24 protein-coding genes, 1 other RNA gene and 1 other annotated feature are annotated in these 26,703 nt (G+C 42.5%); of the genes, 20 read left to right on the top strand and 5 right to left on the bottom strand.

What is annotated here, in order from left to right:
* Window positions 1-38: 38 nt before the first annotated feature.
* The 7 genes from secDF (at window position 39) to dtd (ending at window position 9,178) form a co-directional block, all read left to right on the top strand.
* Window positions 39-2,267, top strand: coding sequence for a protein translocase subunit SecDF (gene secDF / locus NST15_RS12495; protein ID WP_045034111.1), 2,229 nt, complete (start codon window positions 39-41; stop codon window positions 2,265-2,267).
* A gap of 200 nt (window positions 2,268-2,467) precedes the next feature.
* Window positions 2,468-2,956 carry a cation:proton antiporter regulatory subunit gene (locus NST15_RS12490; protein WP_342498566.1) on the top strand — a complete coding sequence of 163 codons (489 nt, stop codon included), beginning with the start codon at window positions 2,468-2,470 and terminating at the stop codon, window positions 2,954-2,956.
* Window positions 2,957-3,055: 99 nt separating this feature from the next.
* On the top strand, window positions 3,056-3,412 hold the full coding sequence (locus NST15_RS12485) for a lipopolysaccharide assembly LapA domain-containing protein (RefSeq protein ID WP_342498565.1): 357 nt from the start codon (window positions 3,056-3,058) through the stop codon (window positions 3,410-3,412).
* A gap of 81 nt (window positions 3,413-3,493) precedes the next feature.
* A complete protein-coding gene (gene recJ / locus NST15_RS12480; protein ID WP_342498564.1) occupies window positions 3,494-5,827 on the top strand; it encodes a single-stranded-DNA-specific exonuclease RecJ in 2,334 nt (777 codons plus the stop codon).
* A gap of 23 nt (window positions 5,828-5,850) precedes the next feature.
* Window positions 5,851-6,363, top strand: coding sequence for an adenine phosphoribosyltransferase (locus tag NST15_RS12475; RefSeq protein WP_008342729.1), 513 nt, complete (start codon window positions 5,851-5,853; stop codon window positions 6,361-6,363).
* 142 nt (window positions 6,364-6,505) lie between these two features.
* The gene (locus NST15_RS12470; RefSeq protein WP_008342726.1) at window positions 6,506-8,716 is read left to right on the top strand and encodes a bifunctional (p)ppGpp synthetase/guanosine-3',5'-bis(diphosphate) 3'-pyrophosphohydrolase; all 2,211 of its coding nucleotides are present in this window, start codon (window positions 6,506-6,508) and stop codon (window positions 8,714-8,716) included.
* An 18-nt stretch (window positions 8,717-8,734) separates the two neighbouring features.
* The gene (gene dtd, locus NST15_RS12465; protein WP_017358114.1) at window positions 8,735-9,178 is read left to right on the top strand and encodes a D-aminoacyl-tRNA deacylase; all 444 of its coding nucleotides are present in this window, start codon (window positions 8,735-8,737) and stop codon (window positions 9,176-9,178) included.
* A 96-nt stretch (window positions 9,179-9,274) separates the two neighbouring features.
* Here the strand turns inward: dtd and NST15_RS12460 are convergent, their stop codons facing one another.
* Window positions 9,275-10,855: an SH3 domain-containing protein gene (locus tag NST15_RS12460; RefSeq protein WP_342498563.1), complete on the bottom strand. Its 1,581-nt coding sequence runs from the start codon at window positions 10,853-10,855 to the stop codon at window positions 9,275-9,277.
* 137 nt (window positions 10,856-10,992) lie between these two features.
* Here NST15_RS12460 and NST15_RS12455 point away from each other — a divergent pair, with 137 nt between their 5' ends.
* The 5 genes from NST15_RS12455 (at window position 10,993) to NST15_RS12435 (ending at window position 15,721) form a co-directional block, all read left to right on the top strand.
* A complete protein-coding gene (locus NST15_RS12455) occupies window positions 10,993-11,163 on the top strand; it encodes a YrzK family protein (RefSeq protein WP_003216250.1) in 171 nt (56 codons plus the stop codon).
* 58 nt (window positions 11,164-11,221) lie between these two features.
* Window positions 11,222-11,461 (top strand) — a binding site (T-box leader).
* Between the two features lie 73 nt (window positions 11,462-11,534).
* Window positions 11,535-12,809: a histidine--tRNA ligase gene (hisS, locus tag NST15_RS12450; protein ID WP_017358112.1), complete on the top strand. Its 1,275-nt coding sequence runs from the start codon at window positions 11,535-11,537 to the stop codon at window positions 12,807-12,809.
* Between the two features lie 18 nt (window positions 12,810-12,827).
* Entirely contained in the window at window positions 12,828-14,606 is a 1,779-nt protein-coding gene (gene aspS / locus NST15_RS12445) for an aspartate--tRNA ligase (protein WP_035391010.1), read from the top strand.
* A gap of 77 nt (window positions 14,607-14,683) precedes the next feature.
* A non-coding RNA gene (gene ssrS, locus NST15_RS12440) (6S RNA) lies at window positions 14,684-14,864 on the top strand.
* 92 nt (window positions 14,865-14,956) lie between these two features.
* The gene (locus tag NST15_RS12435) at window positions 14,957-15,721 is read left to right on the top strand and encodes a tRNA threonylcarbamoyladenosine dehydratase (protein ID WP_008342718.1); all 765 of its coding nucleotides are present in this window, start codon (window positions 14,957-14,959) and stop codon (window positions 15,719-15,721) included.
* Between the two features lie 235 nt (window positions 15,722-15,956).
* Here the strand turns inward: NST15_RS12435 and NST15_RS12430 are convergent, their stop codons facing one another.
* Window positions 15,957-17,222 carry a replication-associated recombination protein A gene (locus NST15_RS12430; protein ID WP_008342715.1) on the bottom strand — a complete coding sequence of 422 codons (1,266 nt, stop codon included), beginning with the start codon at window positions 17,220-17,222 and terminating at the stop codon, window positions 15,957-15,959.
* A 207-nt stretch (window positions 17,223-17,429) separates the two neighbouring features.
* Between NST15_RS12430 and NST15_RS12425 the strand changes: the two genes are divergently transcribed.
* The 8 genes from NST15_RS12425 (at window position 17,430) to NST15_RS12390 (ending at window position 24,442) form a co-directional block, all read left to right on the top strand.
* The gene (locus tag NST15_RS12425; protein ID WP_008342713.1) at window positions 17,430-17,849 is read left to right on the top strand and encodes an Rrf2 family transcriptional regulator; all 420 of its coding nucleotides are present in this window, start codon (window positions 17,430-17,432) and stop codon (window positions 17,847-17,849) included.
* Window positions 17,850-17,867: 18 nt separating this feature from the next.
* Window positions 17,868-19,010: a cysteine desulfurase family protein gene (locus tag NST15_RS12420; protein WP_017367703.1), complete on the top strand. Its 1,143-nt coding sequence runs from the start codon at window positions 17,868-17,870 to the stop codon at window positions 19,008-19,010.
* Between the two features lie 94 nt (window positions 19,011-19,104).
* The gene (gene mnmA / locus NST15_RS12415) at window positions 19,105-20,223 is read left to right on the top strand and encodes a tRNA 2-thiouridine(34) synthase MnmA (RefSeq protein WP_008342709.1); all 1,119 of its coding nucleotides are present in this window, start codon (window positions 19,105-19,107) and stop codon (window positions 20,221-20,223) included.
* 61 nt (window positions 20,224-20,284) lie between these two features.
* Complete coding sequence (locus NST15_RS12410) at window positions 20,285-20,938, top strand: tetratricopeptide repeat protein (RefSeq protein WP_017358108.1); 654 nt, start codon at window positions 20,285-20,287, stop codon at window positions 20,936-20,938.
* Between the two features lie 19 nt (window positions 20,939-20,957).
* On the top strand, window positions 20,958-23,342 hold the full coding sequence (locus tag NST15_RS12405) for an ATP-dependent RecD-like DNA helicase (protein WP_035390959.1): 2,385 nt from the start codon (window positions 20,958-20,960) through the stop codon (window positions 23,340-23,342).
* 284 nt (window positions 23,343-23,626) lie between these two features.
* Window positions 23,627-24,085 carry a PRC-barrel domain-containing protein gene (locus NST15_RS12400; RefSeq protein ID WP_048001805.1) on the top strand — a complete coding sequence of 153 codons (459 nt, stop codon included), beginning with the start codon at window positions 23,627-23,629 and terminating at the stop codon, window positions 24,083-24,085.
* Between the two features lie 13 nt (window positions 24,086-24,098).
* Window positions 24,099-24,290, top strand: a complete 192-nt coding sequence (locus NST15_RS12395; protein WP_003216308.1) for a hypothetical protein — start codon at window positions 24,099-24,101, stop codon at window positions 24,288-24,290.
* A gap of 20 nt (window positions 24,291-24,310) precedes the next feature.
* Window positions 24,311-24,442: a YrzQ family protein gene (locus tag NST15_RS12390; protein WP_342498562.1), complete on the top strand. Its 132-nt coding sequence runs from the start codon at window positions 24,311-24,313 to the stop codon at window positions 24,440-24,442.
* Window positions 24,443-24,480: 38 nt separating this feature from the next.
* On the opposite strand, the gene NST15_RS12385 is transcribed toward NST15_RS12390, so the two are convergent.
* The 3 genes from NST15_RS12385 to NST15_RS12375 form a co-directional block, all read right to left on the bottom strand.
* Window positions 24,481-25,131, bottom strand: coding sequence for an amino acid ABC transporter permease (locus NST15_RS12385; protein WP_017367699.1), 651 nt, complete (start codon window positions 25,129-25,131; stop codon window positions 24,481-24,483).
* Between the two features lie 15 nt (window positions 25,132-25,146).
* A complete protein-coding gene (locus NST15_RS12380; RefSeq protein WP_007501460.1) occupies window positions 25,147-25,800 on the bottom strand; it encodes an amino acid ABC transporter permease in 654 nt (217 codons plus the stop codon).
* Between the two features lie 80 nt (window positions 25,801-25,880).
* Window positions 25,881-26,690, bottom strand: coding sequence for a transporter substrate-binding domain-containing protein (locus NST15_RS12375; protein WP_008342689.1), 810 nt, complete (start codon window positions 26,688-26,690; stop codon window positions 25,881-25,883).
* Between the last annotated feature and the right edge of the window lie 13 nt (window positions 26,691-26,703).

The raw sequence follows: 26,703 nt of genomic DNA, 5'->3' as shown, positions 1-26,703 counted from the left end.
ATCTAAATGGATTCAGGTGTTTAAGGAGGAAATACATAATGAAAAAAGGGCGCATACTTGCGTTTTTCTTAGTGGTTCTGTTAATCGGAACTGGTGTGGGCTTATTAACGAAGCCCGTTGCGAAAGATATGACGCTAGGGCTGGACTTACAGGGTGGATTTGAGGTTCTGTATGATGTACACCCAGTGAAAAAAGAAGACAAGATCACAAATGGTGTTCTCGTCAGTACAGTAGAGGCTTTAAACCGAAGAGCCAACGTGCTTGGCGTCAGTGAGCCGAACATTTCGATTGAAGGAAACAACCGTATTCGCGTACAGCTTGCGGGTGTAAAAGATCAAAACAGAGCACGGGAGATTCTATCGACTGAAGCACAGCTTTCTTTCAGAGATACGAATGACAAAGAGCTCCTAAACGGATCTGATCTTGTTGAAAATGGTGCAAAACAAACATTCAATCAAACGAATGAGCCGATCGTGACGGTCAAACTAAAGGATGCGAAAAAGTTTGGTGACGTGACAAAAAAAGTAGCGGCGATGGCACCAAACAATCAGCTTGTCATTTGGCTTGATTATCATAAGGGAGATTCCTTCAAAAAAGAAGTCTCTAAATCAAATCATAAGTATGTATCTGCGCCGAATGTAAACCAAGAAATTAACAGCAGTGACGTACAAATCGAAGGAAACTTTACGGTTCAAGAGGCAAAAGACCTTGCGAGCATTTTAAATGCCGGCGCATTGCCAGTAAAATTAACCGAAAAATATTCAACATCTGTGAGTGCACAGTTTGGTGAGCAAGCACTAAACGAAACAGTCTTTGCAGGAATTGTAGGAATCGCATTTATCTTCTTATTCATGCTGTTTTATTACCGATTACCAGGTCTTGTTGCTGTCATTACACTGTCAGCTTATATCTATATCACATTGCAAGTCTTTGACTGGATGGGGGCGGTCATGACACTGCCTGGAATCGCTGCATTGATTCTTGGGGTAGGGATGGCTGTCGATGCCAACATTATTACGTATGAGCGGATTAAAGAAGAGCTCAAGCTCGGTAAATCTGTCCGTTCTGCTTTCAGATCGGGTAACCGCAGATCGTTTGCCACGATCTTTGATGCAAACTTAACAAGTATTATTGCCGGCGGGGTTCTATTCTTCTTTGGAACAAGCTCTGTCAAAGGGTTTGCAACCATGCTTATCCTATCGATTTTGACAAGCTTTATCACGGCTGTCTTCCTATCAAGATTCCTTCTTGGATTACTTGTAGAAAGTCGTTATTTCGACCGCAGAAAAGGCTGGTTTGGTGTTCGTCAGAAAGACATCATTGATATTCATGAAACAACTGAAAATACTGAACCGAAAACACCATTTGATAAATGGGATTTCGTCAGCAAACGTAAAGGCTTTATGATTTTCTCGGTAGCCATTACCATTGCTGGAATCATTGTGCTGTCGATCTTCAAGCTCAATGCAGGTATTGACTTTGCAAGTGGTACTAGAGTTGATATTCAAAGTGACCATAAACTGTCAACAGAACAGGTGGAGCAAGATTTTAAAAAGCTAGACCTTGAGACAGACAGTGTTGTGTTATCGGGGCAAAAAGAAAATCAAGCAGCAGCTCGATTTGTCGGTGTTCCGAATAAAGAAAAAATTGCTGAAGTGAAAGATTATTTCAAAGATAAATATGGAACGGAGCCTAACGTAAGTACAGTGTCTCCGACGGTCGGAAAAGAGCTGGCACGTAACGCATTATACGCTATCATCATAGCTTCAATCGGGATTATCTTATATGTATCTATCCGATTTGAGTATAAAATGGCGATTGCAGCGATTGTCTCTCTTCTATACGACGCATTCTTTATCGTTGCCTTCTTTAGCATTACGCGCTTAGAGGTGGATGTCACCTTCATTGCAGCGATACTCACGGTCATTGGGTACTCAATCAATGACACGATTGTCACCTTCGACAGGGTGCGTGAGCAAATGAAGAAACGCAAACCGAAAACGATCGAAGATTTATCGTACATTGTGAATTTAAGTTTACAGCAAACCTTTACGCGTTCTGTGAACACCGTGCTTACCGTACTTGTAGTGGTGATTGCACTTCTCATTTTCGGTTCAGCATCTATTACAAACTTCTCCATCGCCTTACTTGTCGGCCTATTAACAGGGGTGTATTCATCCCTTTACATTGCGGCGCAAATTTGGCTGATATGGAAAGGTCGTGAGCTGAAAAAGCCGGCTAAAATCGACACAGAACAAGATATTTAAACACGAAAGACTGCCAGCTTGGCAGTCTTTTTTTCATGCATCATACTTGTCATCGTCACAACAATAAGATGATATGTAAAAACATTTCGGGTTTCATTGATCTTGAAATGGTCTTTTGCTATAATGACATACGTTTAGATCAGTATAGAAAGCAAGTGTCCGTTTGGGGCATTTGGCTTTTATTCATTGGAGGGGCTGTTATGAAGGTTCGGGAAACTGAACTGCCAGGTATCGGTCACAAAGCCGAAATGATCACAAGAAATAATGAGAAGCTTGCCATTATCACACATGATGACGGCAGAAGAGAGATGTATCATTTTCAAGAAGATGATCACGAAGAATGTATTTCTGGTATCTTGCTTAGCGATGAAGAAGCAAGACAAATCTCGGCTATTTTAGGCGGCATGGTCTATAAACCAAAAGCGCTTGAGACAGTGGAGGTGGCCATTGATGAACTCATCATTGAATGGTTTAAGATTGAAAAGAATGCACCGGCTGTTAACCAGACGATCGGAGACCTGAGTGTTCGCCAAAACTATCAAGTAACAATCATCGCCATTGTAAGAAAATCACATGAGAAAATTTTAAATCCAGGACCAGATACGGTGATTGAAGAAGGAGACACCCTTGTCATCTCTGGAGAAAGAAAAGAATTAAAGAGCCTCATTAAAGAAAAACTCAGCAGCTAAGCGCCCATGCTGATAGAAAACCTTCCACCATGTTCTTTCGGTGTTTAAAAAGGACAAGAAAGAGGGAAGAATAAAAGAAAAAGCTTGGGGGATTTGTAGATGAATAAACAACAATGGACCATCATACTCGCATTTATTTTCGTATTAATTGTCTCAGTATTTGCTGTTATTAACGTGCGGCCTGTACAGGTAGACTACTTATTTGGAACGGCTGAATGGCCGCTGATCCTTGTCATTATCGGTTCTGTTCTGATGGGCGGACTCATTGTGGCTTTTGCGGGGATTTTCCAAATTGTGAAACTAAAACGTGAATTAAAAGCATTAAAAGCTGAACATGCAGCCGCTAAAGCAAGCCCTGCTTCTTCTCATAAAAAGGCGGACAAAGACGTTCAAAAGAAAACGAATGTCACACCTTTAAAAGAACAGCCAGCGTCTTTTGACCGGAAGGAAAAATAATCTTCCAGTACAATTTCATAAAATAAAAATTGAAACCCCTCAGTCCACTCTAGTATAATGGTGTGGTTGAGGGGTGAATTTATGTTATTATCCAAAATGCGTTGGGAATATGAACATCCTAGCGAAGAAAAAGTGAAATCACTCTCTGAAAATCTGAATATTTCAGCGCTGACTGCATCACTTCTTGTACAAAGAGGGCTCGAAGAAGTAGAAGAAGCGAGGTCTTTTTTATTTGATCAAAAAGCCGAATTTCATGATCCATTCTTATTAAAAGGAATGAAAGAAGCAGTAGAGCGCATCAACAAAGCGATCGAAGAGCAGGAATCGATTGTGATCTTCGGAGATTATGATGCAGATGGTGTGACAAGTACATCTGTACTTTTACATACACTTAAAGAACGATCTGCGAAGGTAGACTTTTATATTCCAGATCGATTTAAAGAAGGATATGGGCCAAACGAACAGGCTTTCCGATATATCAAAGAGCAAGGAGCATCGCTTGTCATCACTGTGGATACAGGGATCGCTGCTGTAAATGAAGCACGTATTGCAAAAGAAATAGGATTAGACCTGATCATCACAGATCACCATGAACCAAGCGAGGAACTGCCTGAGGCACTTGCGATTGTACATCCTAAGCAGCCTGGGTGTGAGTATCCGTTTAAAGAGCTGGCGGGTGTCGGTGTTGCGTTTAAAGTGGCACATGCACTCCTCGGTAAACTCCCAGTAGAATTATTAGATCTTGCTGCAATCGGTACAATTGCGGATCTTGTCCCGCTGCATGATGAAAATAGATGGCTTGCCAAAAAAGGTCTGATGCAGCTTCGTCAATCTAGACGGCCTGGGTTAAAAGCGTTATTAAAAGAAGCAGGCGCCACTCTTGAAGAAGCAAATGAGGAAACGGTCGGCTTTCAAATTGCGCCAAGGCTGAATGCTGTTGGACGAATTGAGCAGGCAGATCCGGCTGTTCATCTTCTCATGACTGAGGATATGGATGAAGCAGAAGAACTCGCTCGTTTTGTACAAGAATTGAACAAAGAACGGCAGAAAATTGTGAGTACGATCACGGAAGAAGCCATTCAAATGGTCGAAGAGACAGGTGCTGACCAGTCTGCTATCGTCGTAGCAAAAGCTGGCTGGAATCCAGGCGTTGTCGGCATTGTTGCCTCAAAATTGACGGATACATTTTCTCGTCCGGCGATTGTGCTGGGAATAGATGAAGAAACGCAGATGGCGAAAGGGTCAGCACGAAGTATTCCTGGCTTTGATTTGTTTTTCCATTTGAGCAAGTGCCGTGACATCCTGCCGCATTTCGGTGGACACCCGATGGCAGCAGGAATGACACTTCAAGCGGATGATGTTCCTTTACTTAGGGAAAGATTGAATCAATATGCAAATGAAACGTTGACAGAAGAAGATTTCATTCCAATTCAACGGGTCGATGCAGTATGTAAAGTGGACGAAATGACGGTGCAAGCCATTGAAGAAGTGGGACTGCTGTCCCCGTTTGGCATGCAGAATCCTAAGCCGTTCATTATGATTGAAGACGCCCAGCTTGAAGACATCCGAACGATCGGGGCCAATCAAAATCACATTAAAATGTCACTAAAAGACGAAGACAAGCTGCTCGACTGTGTCGGTTTTCACCAAGGCAAGCTAAAAGAAGAACTTGTCCCAGGGAGTCAAATCTCTGTCGTTGGCGAGGTCTCGATTAATGAATGGAATAACCGAAAGAAACCCCAGCTCATGCTAAAAGACGCTAGAGTCGATGAATGGCAGCTGTTTGATCTACGCGGGAAAAAAGATTGGGAAAAGAAAGTATCAACACTTGATCCAGCAAAAACGATGGTCTTCTGTTTTGACGAAGAAACAAAAAGGCAATCGGAGCTGGTGGATATTCCGATTCATCTTATTGATGCAGAAAATGTATCCACGTTTGATGTGCAGGAAAAGTATGTGATCTTTGCCGATGTTCCTGCCGATGAACACTTGCTCAAGCTGCTTTTAGAAAATCAACAACCAGCAAGAATTTATACGGTGTTTCAGCGGAAAGAAGATCACTTTATGTCTTCATTCCCGAGCCGTGATCAATTCAAATGGTTTTATGGGTTCTTGTTCAAACGGGGAAGTTTTCCTATTAAAGAACAAGGCATGGAGCTTGCCAAACATAGAGGTTGGACAAAAGATACAATCATTTTTATGACAAAGGTGTTTTTTGAACTCGGTTTTGTTAAAATAGAGAATGGTGTGCTGTCAATAGTGCGTGATGCCCCTAAAAAAGATTTAACCGCATCATCGTCTTATACAGCAAAACAACGATTGATGGAACTCGATCAAACACTAACATATTCCTCAGCCAAAGAGCTGAAGGAATGGCTGAATAGCATGATGAGCGAAGGCTCACCTGTGCTTTGACGTACGAGGAGGAAAAGGAAAAGATGGATTTAAAACAATATGTGACAGTTGTACCTGACTACCCAAAGGAAGGTGTACAATTTAAAGATATTACAACGTTAATGGATAAAGGCGAAGTGTACCGTTATGCAACGGATCAAATCGTTGAATACGCGAAGGAAAGAGACATTGATCTCATTGTTGGTCCTGAAGCGCGTGGATTCATTATTGGCTGCCCTGTAGCATACGCACTTGGTGTAGGTTTTGCCCCAGTTCGTAAAGAAGGAAAGCTTCCTCGTGAAGTCATCAAAGTCGATTACGGTTTGGAATACGGTAAAGATGTATTAACGATTCATAAAGATGCAATTCGTCCTGGTCAGCGTGTACTGATCACAGATGATTTGCTTGCGACAGGTGGAACGATTGAAGCATCCATCAAGCTGGTTGAGGAATTAGGCGGCGTTGTGGCAGGGATTGCATTTTTAATTGAGCTGACGTATCTTGATGGCAGAAAGAAGCTTGACGGTTACGACATCTTGACGTTAATGCAATACTAATGGAGTTTTACGCAAAAAGCACTCAGTAAGAAGGGTGCTTTTTTCCTATCAAAAATCTTTTAGCGGACTTCTTCTCTTTACATCTATCGAATTTTTCTTGATAATAAACTACAATACAGTTTTCATTTAAAAAGGTGATTCCATGGCGAACGAACAAGTTTTAACGGCGCAGCAGGTCATTGATAAGGCAAGAGAATACCTGTCCGCTGAACATATTCAATTTATAGAGCGTGCATACGAATATGCTGAAAATGCTCACAAGGAGCAATACCGGAAATCCGGTGAGCCCTATATTATCCATCCGATTCAAGTGGCGGGAATTCTTGTTGATCTTGAAATGGACCCTTCGACCATTGCTGGCGGCTTCTTGCATGATGTTGTCGAAGACACGGATGTGACATTAGAAGATTTAAAAGAGCATTTTAACGAAGAAGTAGCCATGCTTGTTGATGGTGTGACAAAGCTCGGAAAGATTAAATATAAATCACAAGAAGAACAACAGGCTGAAAACCATCGTAAAATGTTTGTTGCAATGGCGCAGGATATACGCGTCATCTTAATTAAGCTGGCAGACCGTCTTCACAATATGAGAACACTCAAACACCTTCCGCAGGAAAAGCAGCGAAGAATTTCAAATGAAACCCTTGAGATCTTTGCACCGCTTGCGCACAGATTAGGGATTTCAAAGATTAAGTGGGAGCTTGAAGATACAGCCCTCCGCTATTTAAATCCGCAGCAATATTACCGAATTGTGAATCTCATGAAGCGTAAACGAGCGGAACGTGAGGAATACTTGGACGAGGTTGTCAATGAAGTAAAAGACCGCGTGTCTGAAGTGAACATTAAGGCTGAATTCTCCGGCAGACCGAAACATATTTATAGTATTTATCGAAAAATGGTCATGCAAAATAAGCAATTTAATGAAATATATGATTTGCTGGCTGTACGTATTTTGGTTGACAGCATTAAAGACTGCTATGCGGTACTTGGTATTATTCATACATGCTGGAAGCCGATGCCAGGCAGATTTAAGGATTATATTGCGATGCCAAAGCCAAACATGTATCAGTCTCTTCATACAACGGTGATTGGTCCAAAAGGGGACCCGCTTGAAGTTCAGATTCGTACAGTGGAAATGCACGAAATTGCGGAATACGGAATTGCGGCACACTGGGCGTATAAAGAAGGCAAAGAGTCAGCAGAATCGACGGAAGAAGCCGTTTTCCAGAAGAAGCTGTCTTGGTTTAGAGAAATCCTTGAATTCCAAAATGAATCCACAGATGCGGAAGAATTTATGGAATCGTTAAAAATCGATCTCTTCTCTGATATGGTGTTTGTATTTACACCAAAAGGTGACGTCATCGAGCTGCCGTCTGGTTCAGTTCCAATTGATTTCTCATACCGGATTCATTCGGAAATTGGGAATAAAACAATCGGAGCCAAGGTCAACGGTAAAATGGTCACACTTGATCATAAGCTAAAAACAGGTGACATTATTGAAATTCTGACATCTAAGCATAGCTATGGACCAAGCCAGGATTGGGTCAAACTTGCCCAAACCTCCCAAGCGAAGCACAAGATCAGACAGTTTTTCAAGAAACAGCGCCGTGAAGAAAATGTCGAAAAAGGCCGAGAACTTGTGGAGAAAGAAATCAAAAACCTTGAGTTCGATGTCAAAGACATTTTGACCGCTGAAAATCTGCAAAAAGTGGCCGATAAATTTAATTTCTCAAATGAAGAGGACATGTATGCAGCTGTCGGTTATAACGGAATTACGGCACTCCAAGTGGCGAATCGTTTAACGGAAAAAGAAAGAAAACAAAGAGATCAGGAAGAACAAGAGAAAACCGTTCAAGAAGTGTCTGTAGAGTCAAAACCATATCACGGGAAAAAACGGGAAGCTGGCGTGCGAGTGAAAGGCATTGATAACTTGCTTGTCCGTTTATCTAAGTGTTGTAATCCTGTTCCTGGTGATAGCATTGTTGGCTTTATTACAAAAGGCCGTGGCGTATCTGTTCACCGTGATGACTGTCCGAACGTGAAGACAGGAGAAGCGCAGGAACGGTTAATCCCGGTTGAGTGGGAGCATGAACAGCCTGCTCGAAACCGTAAAGAATACAATGTGGAAATTGAAATATTAGGATATGACAGACGCGGCTTACTTAATGAGGTGCTTCAAGCAGTCAACGAAACCAAAACGAACATCTCGTCGGTTTCTGGTAAGTCTGATCGTAACAAAGTGGCGACGATCCATATGGCGATCTTTATCCAAAATATTAACCATTTGCACAAAGTGGTCGAACGCATCAAACAAATCAAAGACATTTACTCAGTTCGCCGATTTATGAATTAGAAAGGAAGTATATCGTCTATGAGGCTTGTTGTTCAGCGTGTGACGAGTGCATCTGTGAAAGTAGAAGAAGAGATCACAGGTGCCATCAATGAAGGCTATATGGTGCTCGTTGGGGTTACACATGAAGACACAGAAGAAGATGTGCATTACTTAGCTGAAAAGCTCGCACACTTGCGTATTTTTGAAGATGAAAACGGGAAAATGAATCATTCTTTGTTAGATGTAAAAGGAAGCGTGCTGTCTGTATCTCAATTTACCCTTTATGGTGATACGAGAAAAGGCAGACGGCCGAACTTTATGAAAGCTGCCAAACCGGATATGGCGAATTCACTTTACGAATGCTTCAATGAAACGCTTAGAGAAAAAGGCATCCATGTTGAAACTGGACGTTTCGGGGCGATGATGGACGTCTCATTGACCAATTCAGGGCCTGTCACCATGTTGATGGACAGCAAAGAATAGAAAGACATTAGACTGTGGATAAACTCTTGCTGAGAGTTTGTTTAGAGTCTTTTTCTTTTGCGATCAAACAAAAAAGAGGCGCGCGGCCTCTTTTTTCTATCGGAAATATTGTTTTAATCCTTCTGTCATTCCTTCTGTCACTCGTTCTTGGTAAGAGGCGCTATAAATGATCGCTTCTTCTTGAGGATTGCTTAAATAGCCGAGTTCATATAAAAGGGAAGGGCGCTTGTTTTCTCTTAAAACAAAATAATCTCCAAATTTGACTCCTTTATCAGGGATCTGTGATCGTTTTGCGACTTCCGTATGAACGCTTGTCGCCAGACGTTGATCTTTGGATGCCTGATAATAATATGCGGTGCTCCCTCTGATACTTTGGTCCATAAAACTATCATAATGAAGACTAATAAATGCATCTGCATTTCGGTAATGTGAAGTGGCAACCCTCGATTGAAGGCTGATGAATGTATCATCACTTCTTGTTAAATAGACATTTGCTCCAGAAGCTCTTAACTTACCCGCCAGCAAATGAGCGGTTTTGATCGTGATATTCTTTTCAAATGCACCGTCTGCGCCGATCGTGCCGCTGTCTTTTCCGCCATGCCCAGGATCAAGAACAATTGTTTTGCCTTTTAAAGATCCAGTGCCAGACGATGAATCCTGCTGAGGTCTTGGTGCTTCGCTGCTATTTTTCTTTGTTTGAACGACCCAGCTCGCCACGTAGCCTGTTCCGCCGTTTGATAATGTCACCTCGTACCAGTCACCTTGCGTACGAACAATTTGATAAGCAGCTCCTTTTGTTGCTCTTTCTGCAATTCCAGCAGAGGTAGAAGCGCTTTTTCTAATATTCGTTCCATCATAAACGATGTACGCTTTCTGATGAGATGACGAAGAGGATGAATTCTTTTCAGGTGCTGCACTTGTTCCTTGGTTTGAGACAATATAATAACTTGCAACCCAGCCTTTAACGCCTTTTGCTTCGATTTCATACCAGCCATTTTGCTCCCGTAAAATGGTGACTTGAGTGTTGCGGGAAAGTGAAGCGGCCACTGTTGCGTTTGGTGCCGCCGATTTTCGAACATTCAAGCTTGATACGCCAACTGTGCCGGACTGTTTAGAACGAGCGGGCTCAGCTGAACTGGATGAAGAAGCGTTTTGTCCGCCAGAAATATAATCAGAGTGGACCCAGCCTTCCGCTTGTTTGTACGATATTTTTGTCCATTCGCCGCTTGTGTCCAGCTTTTTAGCGGAAGCGCCCTGCGGGAAAGTGCCAATGACTTGATAGGAAGTCCCTGGGCCTGTCCGAATGCGAAGGTCAGAGGCTGTTGACGTAATCGAACTGCTTCCTTGCGTACTTTGACCTTGCGTCTTTTGCTTAGCAGGCTTTTGTGCATCAGATGACTTGGTAATCAGCCATGAGACGACCCAGCCTTTTTGTCCGTTCGATAGCCCGATCTGTACCCATTCTCCTTGTTCAGTGAGAATCGGGTAGCTTTCTCCTCGTTTCACAACTGCTGCGATCCCGTAGCTTAAACCAGGTCCGGTTCGCACATTGATTTCATCTGTTGCAACGACAGCTTGATCTGTTTGAGCCGTCGCATGTGTCATTGGCCAAGTGCTGGCAATGAGGACAAAACAGGTGAGCAGCAACATCATGTGATGGTGTGTTTTCAGATTCAAAACGGTGTTTTCCCCTCCCTTGTAAAACCGATGAATGTTAATTCGTTATGTAATGGATGAATTCCTTGCAGTTTCCCTAATAAAAATGAATCAATCTGTTTATACTAGATAAAAATGTGATAAAAGGATGTACAAACATGAGATTAAGCAGAAAATTAGGACGAGTGCAATATAATGGACATCGTGATATCGATCGCTGGCAGCACGACGAAATGGATCAACCAGGCTTCCTTGAAGAAACGGCATCTGAATACGGATGCACGTCAAAAGAAGAGCTGGAAAAGAAAAAGAGACACGGCAAGGGTTGACAGAGTGGCAGCACCGACCTTATTATAATATAAATCAACACACTTGAAAATTTAAAATGTGGAACTGATGATAGAGAATAGTAGGGTAAATTGCGTGAGCAGAGAGGAATCGCCTTAGGCTGAAAGCGAATCCGCATGGCATTTATCACGAAAGAACACTCTGTAGGTTTCCTGCTGAACACTCAAAAAATGAGTCATTAGGCGGAGAACGTGAATCTGCGTTAAGGATTTGAGCGGGAACATGGCTAGATCATGTTCCAACTAGGGTGGCACCACGGGTATAACTCTCGTCCCTACTATACACATAGTAGAGGCGGGGGTTTTTTATATGTCCACATAAAAAATGAATGATGGTCGTAGGAGGACGAAAAATGAGTTTTAATATTCCAAGAGGCACACAGGATATTTTACCGGGAGAATCAGAACGCTGGCAGTATGTTGAACAAATTGCGAGAGATACATGTGCAGCCTTTCAATACAAAGAGATCCGCACACCGATTTTTGAGCATACGGAACTGTTTGCACGAGGAGTAGGCGAGTCAACAGATATCGTTCAAAAAGAGATGTACACATTTGAAGACAAAAAAGGACGTAGCATCACACTTCGCCCAGAAGGAACAGCTTCAACTGTCCGTTCTTATGTTGAAAATAAACTGTTTGCACAGCCTGCACAGCCTACAAAGCTGTACTACATTGGACCAATGTTCCGCTATGAGCGTCCGCAAACGGGAAGATATCGTCAATTTTATCAATTCGGAATTGAAGCGATCGGTTCAAAAGATCCTGCCATTGATGCAGAGGTCATTTCATTAGCGATGAGTGTGTATGAGAAAGCGGGTCTTTCCAACTTAAAACTCGTCATTAACAGCCTTGGTGACAAAGAAAGCCGTGCAGATTACCGTCAAGCACTTGTCGAGCACTTTGAACCAAGAATTGATGAATTCTGTCATGACTGCCAAATTCGTTTGCATCAAAATCCATTGCGTATTCTTGATTGTAAAAAGGACCGCGACCACGAACTGATGGCAACGGCACCATCCATTCAAGATTACTTAAATGAAGAATCACGGACTTATTTTGAAAAAGTAAAACAATACTTAACCGATCTAGGCATTGAATATGTCGTCGATCCGAACTTAGTGCGCGGTCTTGATTATTACAATCACACTGCCTTTGAGATTATGAGTAATGCAGAAGGCTTTGGTGCGATCACAACATTAGCCGGCGGCGGCCGTTATGATGGACTTGTTGAAGGAATTGGCGGTCCTGAATCACCAGGTATCGGCTTTGCGATGAGTATTGAACGTTTCCTATCAGCGATTGATGCAGAGAAGATTGAGCTTCCTGTTCAAGACGGCATTGATTTATATATTGCGGCATTAGGAGATCAAGCAAAAGATTATGCTGTTGGCTTATTGAATCGCTTAAGAAAAGAAGGCATTTCAAGTGAAATGGACTATACAGGGAAAAAGCTAAAAGCACAATTTAAAGCCGCAGACCGCTCGAAAGCCAAGTTTATTGCAGTTCTTGGTGAAGATGAGCTGGCGCAGCAAATTGTAAATGTAAAAGATACGACAACGGGTGAACAAATTGAAGTGAAGCTTGATGAGCTGATTCAAATGATGAAAGCCCACCAGAAAGCGTAAAGAAGGAGTGGAATGTTTGTGTTTGGTAGAACTTTTTATTGTGGAGAAGTAACAGAAGACCAAATCGGTCAAACCGTTGTATTAAAAGGATGGGTACAAAAACGTCGTGACCTTGGTGGATTAATCTTTATTGACCTGCGTGATCGTACAGGCATTGTGCAAGTTGTCTTTCATCCAGACCAATCAAAAGAGGCTCTTGAGACAGCAGAATCGATTCGGAATGAATATGTCCTTGATATTAAAGGGACAGTGGTCGCAAGAGAAGAAGCCACGATCAACCCAAATTTAAAAACAGGCAAAATTGAAATTCAAGTCGACACGGTCACTGTTTTAAATGAAGCCAAGACGCCTCCATTTGTGATTTCTGATCAAGCAGATGAGGTATCAGAAGATGTGCGCTTAAAATACCGCTACCTAGATCTTCGCCGTCCTGCGATGTTTGAAACGATGAAAATGCGACATGAAGTCACAAAAGCATTCCGCCATTTCTTAGATGATCACGGCTTTCTAGACATTGAAACGCCAATTTTAACAAAAAGTACGCCAGAAGGTGCACGTGACTATCTTGTGCCAAGCCGTGTACACGAAGGAGAATTCTATGCGCTGCCGCAGTCTCCGCAATTATTTAAGCAATTGCTCATGGTGTCTGGGATGGACCGCTACTATCAAATCGCTCGCTGCTTTAGAGATGAAGACTTACGTGCTGACCGTCAGCCGGAATTTACACAAGTCGATATTGAAATGTCCTTTATGAGCCAAGAAGACATCATGACGCTTGCTGAAGAGATGATGGCAAAGGTGATGAAAGATGTCAAAGGTGTTGACCTGACATTGCCATTACCTCGTATGACGTACGATGAAGCGATGAATTCCTATGGTTCTGACAAGCCAGATACCCGATTTGACATGAAGCTTGTCAACATTTCAGACACGGTAAAAGACTCAGATTTCAAAGTCTTCAGCGGTGCTGTAAACAATGGTGGAGCTGTCAAAGCCATTAATGTCAAAGGGGCTGCAGCAAACTATTCAAGAAAAGACATCGATGCACTTGGTGCATTTGCAGCGAACTATGGTGCAAAAGGTCTTGCTTGGCTAAAAGCTGAAGGGACAGAGTTAAAAGGACCAATCGCTAAATTCTTTGATGAGTCAAAACAAGCAGAATTAAAAGAACAGCTTCAAGTTGAAGAAGGCGACCTTTTACTCTTTGTTGCAGATAAGACGTCTGTTGTCCATGATGCGCTTGGCGCACTTCGTTTAAAACTTGGCAAAGAGCTTAAACTCATCGATGAGTCTGTCTTCAATTTCTTATGGGTTGTCGATTGGCCGCTGCTTGAAAAAGATGAAGAAGAAGGCCGCTTCTATGCTGCCCACCATCCTTTCACAATGCCAGTTCGGGATGATCTTGAATTAATTGAAACAAGTCCAGAAGATATGAAAGCTCAAGCGTATGATCTTGTGCTGAACGGCTATGAGCTTGGCGGAGGTTCTATTCGTATTTTTGAAAAGGACATTCAAGAGAAAATGTTTGGTTTACTTGGCTTTTCTAAAGAAGAAGCGTACGATCAGTTCGGCTTCCTTCTTGATGCATTTGAGCATGGTGTGCCTCCGCACGGCGGAATTGCGCTTGGACTTGACCGCTTAGTGATGCTGCTTGCCGGCCGATCTAACCTAAGAGATACCATTGCGTTCCCGAAAACGGCAAGTGCAAGCTGTGTTCTCACAGATGCTCCTGGCACTGTAAGCACAGCGCAGCTAGATGAACTGAGTTTGGCGATTAAAACAAAAGTAAAACAGTAAAATAGGCGCATGTTTATAGGCATGTAAACGCTTGAAAAAGGGACATGCCTATGATATGCTTTCATCAACCAATAAATAAAGTCCTGATACGTACGGTGGTTACCTAGTTTTGACCGAACATTTTTTTCTACGGGAGCTTGCCTTTCCTTTCTGCATAAATGCCTCTTCTGAGGACTTATAAAGGGAGGAAGAAAGCACCCACCTGCATGGTGCGGGGTTCAAAACGAAGGAAAGGCTGGCGGCGTGATCGGGACTTTTTTGTGTTTTTTTCTATTTGAGAAGGATGACGGAGAACGCTGAATATGATATGATTCTTTCGATTCATTTTAAATAAAGGTGGAGTGAGGCACTTGTTACATCAGTTTTCAAGAAACGAGCTTGCCATTGGCAAGGAAGGCTTAAATATATTAAAAAACAGTACAGTTGCAGTGCTTGGAGTAGGCGGCGTAGGTTCTTTTGCAGTAGAAGCCCTTGCTCGTTCAGGTGTTGGCCGTATTGTTCTTGTTGATAAAGATGATATTGATATTACAAATGTAAATAGGCAGCTGCCAGCTTTGCTATCAACGGTTGGTCAGCCTAAAGTTGACTTAATGCAGGCAAGAATTGCTGATATTAACCCAGAATGTGAAGTTGTTGCGCTCAAAATGTTCTATACAGAAGAAACATATGAACAATTCTTTGAGTATCCACTTGATTATGTCATTGATGCATCAGATACAATTCATTATAAAATTCATTTAATGAAAGAGTGCCTGAAACGCGATGTGAACATTATTTCGAGTATGGGTGCTGCAAATAAAACAGATCCGACACGTTTTAAAATTGATGACATCTCGAAAACACATACAGACCCAATTGCGAAAGTCGTTAGAACACGCCTGCGGAAGGAAGGCATTCGTAAGGGAATTGAAGTTATTTTCTCTGATGAAAGTCCGATTGTCATTCGTGAAGATGTGAGAAAAGAAGTGGGAAATGATGAAGCGAAAATTCGTAAGGCACAAATGCCGCCATCATCCAATGCTTTTGTTCCATCTGTGGCTGGACTGATCATGGGTGGTCATGTCATTATGAAACTGTTAAAAGATATTCCGATTACACGTGTGAAAGATAAATAAACAGCCCGCCTGCTTAGAGCAGGGGGCTTCAGCGTGTAGACAAACCCTCGCATTCGGTGTCAGTCCTGCGCTTCGGTGCTCACGAATGTCAAATTCGCTCCGCGCCAGTGCTCGTCCTTCCTAGACTGCAAAGGTTTTCTATCACGCTGAAAAGAAGACAAAGGGCTAAAATAAAGTTCATTTTAGCCCTTTGTCAACAATCTACAGCCCGCCTGCTTAGAGCAGGGGGCTTTTTTTATTTTTGCCGTCTTAAATTTTCGTACACTTGCTTTAGTGCACCTTCAAATTTTCCAGTTTGCTTTGGTTCATAATATTGCTTGTTTTTCAGCGGGTCAGGTAAATATTGCTGCTTCACCCAGCCATTTTCATAATCGTGCGGATATAAGTAATCGGCGCCTCTTCCAAGTGCAGCTGCCCCTTTATAGTGGGCATCTTTTAAATGAACGGGAACTTCACCAATTTTCCCCGTGCGGATATCATGCAGTGCCGCATCAATCGCTTGGTAAGCGGAGTTTGACTTTGGAGAAAGACACAGTTCAATCACGGCATTAGCGAGTGGAATTCGTGCTTCTGGGAAACCAACTCTCTCAGCTGTTTGAACAGCGCTTAACACACGTGGCCCTGCCTGCGGACTGGCTAAGCCAATATCTTCATAAGCCATCACAAGTAATCGTCTCGAAATGCTTTCAAGGTCTCCCGCTTCAATGAGTCTTGCAAGGTAATGAAGCGCAGCATCTGCGTCAGACCCTCTAATGGATTTTTGAAAAGCCGAGAGGACATCATAATGGGCATCACCGTTTTTATCATGCGAGAAGCTCTTTTTTTGTAAACATTCTTCTGCTGCAGCTAGAGTGATCGTGATCTGTCCAGATTCATCCGCTTTTGTCGATAAGACGGCTAGTTCAAGCGCATTTAAAGCAGAACGCACATCTCCTCCGCATCCATTTGCAAAATGATTCATTGCCTCCTCATCAACTTTGACCGAATAACCGCCAAGCCCGCGATGTTCATCCTGTAAAGCTCGAGATAATGCAGCTTTGATTTGCTCTGTTTCCAGCGGCTTCAGCTCAAATATTTGTGTCCGGCTACGGATGGCTGGGTTGATCGCATGATACGGATTAGCTGTTGTCGCGCCAATTAAAATAATCATGCCATTTTCTAAATACGGAAGAAGGAAATCCTGCTTCCCTTTATCGAGTCTGTGGACTTCGTCTAAAATCAAGATGACTTGACCACTCATTTTCGCTTCAGCGGCGACAGCTTCCATATCTTTTTTGTTATGAATCACCGCATTCAATGTACGGAAGGCAATGCTTGTACTGCCAGCGATTGCAGTTGCAATGGATGTTTTGCCGATTCCCGGCGGCCCGTATAAAATCATCGAGGACAAATGTTTCGCCTCGACCATTCGTCTAATAATTTGACCTTCTCCAACGAGATGCTCCTGCCCAATAATGTCTCCAATATGACTTGGGCGCATCCGATACGCTAAAGGTTTCATGATTATCTCTCCTAAAGCAATGTCTTGTTTGTATAGAGTACCGAAATTTCTTCAAATAGAAAAGGGATGCGTCCTCGTTTTGAGCTCAGAACCCGCAAATGAAAGTTGGCTAAAAGTATGATATAATTGCTTTTGGTCTATATAAGCGTATATGAAATCAGAAAAAAAATTGATGACATAGAAATAGAAAACGCAGAGGTGTTTAACTTGAAAATTTCTACTAAAGGCAGATATGGTCTGACGATCATGATCGAATTAGCCAAAAAACATGGCGAAGGCCCTACATCATTAAAATCAATCGCTCAAAACAATGATTTGTCTGAGCATTATTTAGAGCAGCTTGTATCACCACTTCGCAATGCTCGTCTTGTGAAAAGTATCCGCGGAGCGTATGGTGGCTATGTGCTTGCCCATGAGCCAAACGAGATTACAGCCGGTGATATTATTCGAGTATTAGAAGGACCTATTAGTCCTGTTGAAGTGATCGAAAACGAAGAGCCAGCAAAGCGTGCACTTTGGATTCGTATTCGTGATGCAGTAAAAGACGTACTAGACAATACAACTCTTGAAGACTTGGCAAGCTATAAAGATGACGAGGATCAAGAGGCGTATATGTTCTATATTTAGATCAGAGGTGTACCGGAGATGGAACGTATCTATTTAGATCATGCAGCCACAACGCCGATGGATCAGCGAATTGTGGACAAGATGATGCCTTACTTTACAGAGATATTTGGCAATCCCTCTAGTATTCATTCATATGGACGCGAGGCAAGAAAGTGGCTCGATGAAGCAAGGGAAGTCATTGCAGGAGAATTACACTGTAAGCAGCAGGAGATCATCCTCACAAGCGGGGGAACAGAGGCAGACAACTTGGCCATTACAGGTGTGGCAATGGCAAGGCAGCATGAAGGAAAACATATCATCACAACAAAAACTGAGCATCATGCAGTGCTGCATACATGCGAACGCTTAGAGAAGCTCGGTTTTGATGTGACGTATTTAGATGTGGATCACACTGGATTGATTTATCTTGACCAATTAAAACAAGCATTAAGAGACGATACAATTCTGGTGACCATCATGTACGGCAACAATGAAACAGGTGTGATCCAGCCAATCAAAGAAATTGGTCAACTTTTGCATGATCACGCTGCTCATTTTCATACAGACGCTGTACAGGCATTTGGAACAGTGTCAATTGATGTACAAGATCTTCATATTGATCTCTTGTCTGCTTCTGGCCATAAACTAAATGGTCCGATGGGAACAGGCTTTTTATACGTCAACGAACGTGTGAAGCTCTCTCCGCAGCTATTCGGAGGAGAACAAGAAAGAAAACGCCGTGCTGGTACTGAAAATGTGGCGGGCATCATTGGACTTGCAGAAGCAGTTCAATTAACAAAGCAAAATAGAAGAGAAAAAGCAGTGCATTATGGTAAGCTCAAAGAAGCGATGCTGCAAGTATTCGAAGAGGAATCACTCAATTTCTCTATCAATGGACATCCGAAAGAGACATTGCCGCACATTTTAAATGTTCACTTCCCGGGCGTTTCCATTGAATCGTTACTTGTGAACTTAGATATGGAAGGGATTGCTGTTTCAAGCGGGTCAGCATGTACGGCTGGATCTGTCCTTCCTTCGCACGTATTAAGCGCCATGTATGGTGAAGAAGCAAAAGAGCTGACATCCTCAGTCAGAATAAGCTTCGGTCTTGGAAATGAAGAGGAACATGTGAAGCAGGCGGCGCGTAAGATAGCGGCTGTCGTGAAACGCCTAGCCAAATAAATGCTCCCTTTTGTTCGTGTGTGAAAAATGAAACAGCTAGGCACCTGAAGAACGAAACGCGCACGTTGTTTCATTGAAATTGGAGTTGATGAAGATGACAAAAAGACCTGAAGACACAAGAGTTGTGGTCGGTATGTCCGGAGGCGTCGATTCATCAGTTGCTGCGCTCATGTTAAAGGAGCAAGGCTATGATGTAATCGGCATATTTATGAAAAACTGGGATGACACAGATGAAAATGGTGTATGTACAGCAACGGAGGACTATGAGGATGTCATTCGTGTTTGTAACCAGATTGGAATCCCATATTATGCAGTGAATTTCGAGAAACAGTATTGGGACAAAGTGTTTCAATATTTTCTTGATGAATATAAAGCAGGCAGAACGCCGAACCCAGATGTCATGTGTAACAAAGAAATTAAGTTCAAAGCATTTCTTGAGCATGCATTGTCGCTTGGAGCGGATTATTTGGCAACGGGCCACTATGCCCGTGTCGACAGAACCGGCGATGAAGTCAAAATGCTAAGAGGTCTTGATACAAACAAAGACCAAACTTATTTCTTGAATCAGCTGACTCAAGAACAGCTTGATAAAGTGTTGTTCCCAATCGGCGATTTAGAGAAAAAAAGAGTGCGTGAATTAGCGAAAGAAGCAGAGCTCGCAACAGCAACGAAAAAAGATTCTACGGGCATCTGCTTTATTGGGGAAAGAAACTTTAAAACATTCCTCAGCCAATATTTGCCTGCACAGCCCGGTGTGATGCAGACAATGGACGGAGAAGTAAAAGGTGAACATGATGGACTCATGTATTACACGATCGGTCAACGCCAAGGACTTGGCATTGGCGGAAGCGGTGATCCGTGGTTCGTTGTTGGGAAGGACTTAGAGAAAAATATCTTATTTGTTGAACAAGGCTTCCACAACCCGCTTTTATACTCTGAAAGTATTTCAGCTGTGAACATCAGCTGGACTCGTCCTCATATTGTCGGCGAAAACGGTGAACTCACATGCACAGCAAAATTCCGATACCGTCAAGAAGACCATCATGTAAAAGTCAAAATGACAGGTGAGCAGGAAGCAATGGTGATCTTTGATGAACCCGTTCGTGCTGTCACTCCAGGACAAGCTGTTGTTTTTTATGATGGCGAAGAATGTCTTGGCGGCGGGACCATTGACGATGTCTTTAAAGATGGCCAAAAGCTGTCGTATGTGTAACATGTGTTAAAAACCTCAACGTCGCTGTTGAGGTTTTTTAATGAAAGGATGAAGAGAGCGAATGAATCATAACGAAATCGGTATTGAAGCTTTAAATCAAGGGAACATCGAACAGGCAGCTGAAGCTTTTACGAAAGCCATTGAAGAAAGCCCAAAGGACCCGGTTCCATATATTAACTTTGCGAATTTACTTTCAAGTGTTCATGAATTTGAACGTTCATTGAACTTCTTTCAAAAAGCCATTGAACTTGATCATACAGCAGCTGCAGCTTATTATGGGGCAGGAAATGTCTACACGATGAAAGAAGACTTTATGAAAGCGAAAGACTATTTTGAGCAAGCGCTACAAGCTGGAATGGAAAACAGTGATTTGTTTTATATGTTAGGGCAGACACTGATGAAATTAGAGCAGCCGAAGCTTGCGATGCCTTATCTTCAGCGTGCAGTTGAGCTAAACGAAGAAGATAACGAAGCAAGATTTCAATTTGGCATGTGCTTAGCGAATGAACATCTGCTGGAGGAAGCGGTCGCAGTCTTTACTGAAGTGATTACGCGAGATCCGCAGCATGCTGACGCCTTTTATAATGCAGGCGTTGCGTATGCGTATTTAGAGAAAAAGGACGAAGCGCTTGAAATGCTAGGAAAAGCCATTGACGTGCAGCCTGATCATATGCTTGCATTGCATGCGCAAAAGCTAATTCAAGAGGCAGAATAACCGGAAGGAGGGAAGACCTGTGCAGGAACATCCAGATCAAATGAAGCTTGAAGACGAACCGTTTTTAAAAGGGACGGTTCAAGCCGTTATTTTCCATAATGAAAGTAATTTATACTCGGTGTTAAAAGTAAAAGTGATTGAAACATCAGAGAATTTAGAGGAAAAAACAGCATCTGTCACAGGCTACTTCCCAGCGCTTCATGAGGAGGAAACCTACACCTTCTATGGCAAGGTCACAAGTCATCCGAAGTTTGGCGAGCAGTTTCAAGCCACTCATTTTCAAAAGGAAGTCCCTACAACAAAACAAGGCATTATTCATTATCTCTCTAGTGACTTGTTTGAAGGGATTGGGAAAAAGACGGCGGAAGAAATCGTCGGCAAGTTAGGCAATCAGACGCTTCATCAAATTATGCGTGATCCGTCTGTGTTGTATGACGTCCCTCGCCTGTCAAAAAAGAAGGCAGATAAGCTGGCTGCCGCACTTCAGGAGCATCAAGGGCTTGAGCAAATCATGATCAGCCTGAATCAATATGGCTTTGGTCCTCAGCTTAGTATGAAGATTTACCAAGCGTACGAGAGTGAAACGTTGCAGAAAATTGAAGAAAATCCTTATCAGCTCGTCAAAGACGTCGAGGGGATTGGATTTATTAAAGCAGATGAACTCGGCGCTAGAACAGGGATATCTGGAAATGATCCAGAACGCATTCGTGCAGCCCTTTTGTATACCGTTGAGACAGCAAGCCTGCAAGACGGTCATACGTACATACAAACGAAAGATCTGATCATCGAAACCCGTAAATTGCTGAATCAAACAGGCAATGACTACAAAGTGACTGAAATGGACGTTGCCAATCAGATCATTGCACTTGGTGAAGGGAAAGACATGATCATTGAAGATGATCGCTGTTATCATCCGTCGCTCTTTTATGCGGAGCAAAGTGTGGCAAAACGTATTCAAAAAATTGTCTCTCAAACAGAATATGCAGATCAATTTCCTGAATCAGAATTTCTGCTTGCACTCGGTGAACTGGAGGAACGGCTTGGTGTCCAGTATGCACCAACCCAAAAAGAAGCCATTCAAAAGGCACTCATGTCTCCAATGCTGCTTTTAACAGGCGGACCGGGTACAGGGAAAACGACGGTCATTAAAGGGATTGTCGAGCTTTACAGCGATCTTCACGGCGTATCTCTTGACCCGGGTGATTATAAAAAAGATGAAGCATTTCCGTTCGTGCTTGCCGCACCAACTGGACGTGCTGCGAAACGAATGACAGAATCCACTGGACTTCCTGCTGTGACCATTCACCGGCTGCTAGGCTGGAATGGATCAGAAGGCTTCTCACATGATGAAGACCAGCCGATTGAAGGAAAGCTTGTCATCATTGATGAATCGAGTATGCTGGATATTTGGCTGGCGAACCATTTGTTTAAGGCGATCCCAGATCATATTCAAGTCATTATGGTTGGAGACGAACATCAACTTCCATCTGTCGGGCCTGGTCAAGTGTTAAGAGACCTGCTTGCGTCACAAGCTATACCGGCAGTTACACTAACTGATATTTACCGGCAGGCAGATGGTTCAACAATTGTTGAGCTTGCGCATGATATGAAAAATGGTGTTTTGCCAAAGGATATTACTGCACGCTCGAAGGATCGATCCTTTATTCAATGCTCTAGTGACCAAATGAAAGAAGTCATCGAGAAAGTGGTCAGCAATGCTGCTCAAAAGGGGTATTCAGCAAAGGACATTCAAGTACTTGCCCCGATGTATAAAGGAAAAGCAGGCATTAATGAACTGAATAAAATGCTTCAGCAAATTTTGAATCCTAAAAAGCCAAAAGGAAGAGAAATTCCTTTTGGTGATGTCGTCTACCGGACAGGTGATAAGGTACTTCAGCTTGTCAATCAGCCCGAGAATAACATTTTTAATGGAGATATTGGCGAAATTGTTTCGATCTTTTATGCGAAAGAAAACACAGAAAAAGAAGATATGGCGGTCATCTCCTTTGATGGAAATGAAATCACGTTTACGAAAAAAGATTTTCATCAATTTACACACGCTTATTGTTGCTCGATTCATAAATCCCAGGGCAGTGAATTCCCAATCGTGGTGCTGCCAGTCGTGAGAAGTTATTATCGAATGCTTCGAAGAAATTTGCTTTACACGGCCATTACACGAAGTAAAAAGTTTTTAATTTTGTGCGGCGAGGAATCAGCATTAGAGTGGGGCGTGAAAAATAATGAAGACTCCCTCAGACAAACGTCTTTAACTATGCGTCTTACTGAAACGGAAGAAGTCATGGATGCTGAGCTAGCAGCCCTCCAAAAAGAACTTCCTTTCAGCGTACACGATGCCAATATTGGCATGGAGGGAATCACTCCGTTTGATTTTATGCAAGAGTAAATGGCTTCCATGGAAGCCATCATATTGTTAAACAAAGGGCTAAAATGAACTTGATTTTAGCCCTTTGTTTTTTTCAGCGTGAAAGAAAACCTTTGCAGTCTAGGAAGGACGAGTACTGGCGCGGAACGAATTTGACATTCGTGAGCACCAGCACGCAGGACTGACAAAGAATGCGAGGGTTTGTCTACACGCTGATGGCTTCCTTCATGGAAGCCATTTCTTCGTATGAGTCATAGAGGAAACGCACACGATAAGACTGTTCCGAAAAGGTGGTTGATCACATTTTGAGAACATGTCGAGAGCTTGAAGGACTGACGATCTATACAGACGAGCTGTCTCATTCACTTGGATCGATCAAAGATATTTGCTTTTTAGCCGGCGGCAGCTGCGGAGGATATGTATTAGATGGGAAAAAGAAAGACTGTGCTTTCATTCCATTTTCAGCTGGCGACAAACTGACAGACAAAGGTCTATATGTGAGCTGCCAGAAGGGAGTCGAAATAGATGCCTCCGCCCCATCCTTCTTCTTTTCGAAATTAAAAAAGAAAATGATCCATACGCCAGATGGTGAAACATTAGGTGTTTTGGAAGATGTATACTTTTGCATGAATTCGGGCACAATCGTAGCATATGAACTCTCGGACGGCTTCTTTACAGAGCTATCAGGGATTCGAAAGCAGCTGCATGCTGCCGGAACCTTGATGGACGTTCAAAAGGAAGCACTTGTTCTAAACCGAACGTAAAGAGGTGCTGAATATGCTCATTTGCCCAAATTGCAAATGTAAAGACATCGGAAAAATTGGGGTCAATCAATATTATTGTTGGGGCTGTTTTATTGAATTGACGCTGTCAAAAGGCAAAATATCTACTCACCAAGTGGAGGAAGACGGTACACTAAGCAGTTTAGACGACCTGTTTAGTGATGATGAACGTTCAATTCAACTATAAGTGTTAAGGGGGAATTTCGAATGGGCAAAATGACTTCTTCACTATTAACGCTTAGTGCAGGTGCACTCGCATATCACTTTGCAAGTCGATATGATATGCCATCTAAGCGGGATATGAAAAAGATGAGAAAACGAGTTATGCGAATGTTTTAAACAAAAAGGGACATCCACCATGAGCGGATGTCCTTTTTTTATGCCTGCCTGTATTCTAATCTCCGTGCAAGTAAGGACAAGCTGAAGTTAACAACAAAATACATCATGGCAGCCAAGAGGAAAATAGGAAGTAAATAAGATTGGCTTTGACCATTTAAAATCTGTGCGTGATGCAATAATTCTGGAAGGGCAATCACAACGGCAAGTGATGTATCTTTTAAAAGAGAAATAAATTGGCTGACAATCGGCGGTACCATTCGGCGTAACGCCTGTGGCATGATAATCATTTTTAACGTTTGAATATACGTTAAGCCAGAGGACCTGGCAGCTTCGATTTGTCCTTTATCAATTGATTTTAACCCACTGCGAATGATTTCTGACAGCATGGCGGATTCAAACACGGTTAAAGCCGCAATGGCAGAGGCGGTGATGCTCAGCTTAATACCGATTTCAGGCAGGGCGAAATACGTAAAAAAGATGATCAGCAAAAGCGGCAGGTTCCGGACGGTTTCAACAATGACCGCAAGCACCTTTGATAAAATAGGGATTTGTGCGAACCTCAATGTGCCAACGACTAATCCGATTATAAAGCTTAAAATGATGGAGATAAAAGCCACTTTTAAGGTGACAGCAAATCCTTCAAGTAAAAAGGCGAGATGATCGGGCTGGTAGGCACCTATAAAATCCATTGTGTTTCCTCCTTTCTAGTGGCTTCGGGCTAATCTTTTTTCTAAATAACCAACGCCTAGACTAAGCGGAATGGTCAATAGAAGATAGAACATGGCAACAAAGATGTATACATCAAATGTCACAAACGTTCTCGAAGCGATAAGGTCTCCTTGGTACATCAGATCAAACCCTGCAATGACACCTAAAATAGACGAGTTTTTCACAAGATTTATAAATTGATTCCCAAGTGGGGGAATGACAATTTTGATGGCCTGCGGCAGAATAATATATCGCATCGTTCCGCCATATGACAGGCCAGAAGCTCTAGCTGCTTCCATTTGTCCAAGCGGTACAGCTTGTATACCTGCACGAATGGCTTCAGCGATAAAAGCAGACGTATAAATGGAGAGGGCAATGGTTCCTGCTGTAAAGCCATCTGCCACAATGCCAAGTACCGGTAAACCAAAGAAGAACACAAAGGTGATCAATAATAACGGAATATTCCGAATAAATTCCACATAAGCCGTCCCTAACCAGTTGAGCGGCCTTAGTGGCGCAATTCTCATAATGGCAATGAGTGTACCGATGAAAAAGCTTCCAATCAACGCAATGACACTTGCACCAATCGTATATTTAAACCCTTCTAAATAAAGATGGAAGTTCTCAGTTAAAATGGAAAACCGCAGCAATCAGTTCACTTCCTTCCTAATCAACAGAGGAGCCGGCAAGCGGCTCTCCTGAGGGTATTGAGGTTGATCGAGTCAATTGATTATTCTTTGATCCATTTTTTATGAATCTTGTCATACTCTCCATTATCTTTTAATGCCTTTAACGCTTTATTAATGGCTTCTGTCAATTCTTCATCGCCTTTTTTCACAGCAATGCCATATGGTTCATCGGTAAATGTTCCGCCAACAACTTCATAATTTGAATCTTCGTCTGCCATGCCAAATAAAATCGCATTATCAGTTGTCAGAACTTGCCCTTGATTTGATTTTAAGGCTGTAAAGGCTTCTTGATAATTTTCAAACTCCAAAACGGATGCTTCTGGTGCTTTTTCGCGAATGTTTTGAGAAGAAGTCGACCCTTTCACTGCAAGCACCTTCGTACCTTTTTTAAGATCATCAATCGATTGAATGTCGCTGCCTTTTTTCACAAGCAGTGATTGTCCTGCTTCAAAGTATACGTCTGAGAAATTGACCTCTTTTTTACGCTCTTCTGTGATCGTCATTGTGGCAACAATGGCATGAATATCTCCTTTTTGCAGTAAAGGAATCCTTGTTTTAGATGTCACTTCTTTAAATTCTGCTTTTCCTTCATCACCGAGCATTTCTTTAGTGATCGCTTTTGCGATATCAATATCAAACCCTTCAATATCCCCGCTACTAGGATTTTTTAGACCGAATAAACGAGTATCGTTTTTCACACCGAAAACGATTTTTTTGTCTTTCTTAATGGCTTCCAATGAGCTGCCTTGTTTTGCATCGGTTGAGCCTTTCTCGGCAGAGCCGCAGGCAGCGAGAGCGATCATACAGCAAGTCATCAACAGTAATAGGCCAAAGCGTTTCATTTTTTTCATCAAATTCATTCCC

The organism is Bacillus sp. FSL R5-0820 (assembly GCF_038593385.1).
Taxonomy (GTDB): domain Bacteria; phylum Bacillota; class Bacilli; order Bacillales; family Bacillaceae; genus Bacillus; species Bacillus altitudinis.
The sequence above is the reverse complement of the archived record's forward strand: the minus strand, read 5'-3'. Positions and strand labels throughout refer to the sequence as shown.

Bases quoted from the DNA above. Each gene is read 5' to 3' on its own strand.
- NST15_RS12490 (WP_342498566.1), top strand. From the start codon at position 2,468: ATGAAGGTTCGGGAAACTGAACTGCCAGGTATCGGTCACAAAGCCGAA.
- NST15_RS12410 (WP_017358108.1), top strand. From the start codon at position 20,285: ATGAATCATAACGAAATCGGTATTGAAGCTTTAAATCAAGGGAACATC.
- NST15_RS12375 (WP_008342689.1), bottom strand. From the start codon at position 26,690: ATGAAAAAAATGAAACGCTTTGGCCTATTACTGTTGATGACTTGCTGT.
- dtd (WP_017358114.1), top strand. From the start codon at position 8,735: ATGAGGCTTGTTGTTCAGCGTGTGACGAGTGCATCTGTGAAAGTAGAA.
- NST15_RS12455 (WP_003216250.1), top strand. From the start codon at position 10,993: ATGAGATTAAGCAGAAAATTAGGACGAGTGCAATATAATGGACATCGT.
- NST15_RS12485 (WP_342498565.1), top strand. From the start codon at position 3,056: ATGAATAAACAACAATGGACCATCATACTCGCATTTATTTTCGTATTA.
- NST15_RS12430 (WP_008342715.1), bottom strand. From the start codon at position 17,222: ATGAAACCTTTAGCGTATCGGATGCGCCCAAGTCATATTGGAGACATT.
- NST15_RS12420 (WP_017367703.1), top strand. From the start codon at position 17,868: ATGGAACGTATCTATTTAGATCATGCAGCCACAACGCCGATGGATCAG.
- hisS (WP_017358112.1), top strand. From the start codon at position 11,535: ATGAGTTTTAATATTCCAAGAGGCACACAGGATATTTTACCGGGAGAA.
- NST15_RS12395 (WP_003216308.1), top strand. From the start codon at position 24,099: ATGCTCATTTGCCCAAATTGCAAATGTAAAGACATCGGAAAAATTGGG.
- NST15_RS12390 (WP_342498562.1), top strand. From the start codon at position 24,311: ATGGGCAAAATGACTTCTTCACTATTAACGCTTAGTGCAGGTGCACTC.
- secDF (WP_045034111.1), top strand. From the start codon at position 39: ATGAAAAAAGGGCGCATACTTGCGTTTTTCTTAGTGGTTCTGTTAATC.
- recJ (WP_342498564.1), top strand. From the start codon at position 3,494: ATGTTATTATCCAAAATGCGTTGGGAATATGAACATCCTAGCGAAGAA.
- NST15_RS12475 (WP_008342729.1), top strand. From the start codon at position 5,851: ATGGATTTAAAACAATATGTGACAGTTGTACCTGACTACCCAAAGGAA.
- mnmA (WP_008342709.1), top strand. From the start codon at position 19,105: ATGACAAAAAGACCTGAAGACACAAGAGTTGTGGTCGGTATGTCCGGA.
- NST15_RS12470 (WP_008342726.1), top strand. From the start codon at position 6,506: ATGGCGAACGAACAAGTTTTAACGGCGCAGCAGGTCATTGATAAGGCA.
- NST15_RS12385 (WP_017367699.1), bottom strand. From the start codon at position 25,131: ATGGATTTTATAGGTGCCTACCAGCCCGATCATCTCGCCTTTTTACTT.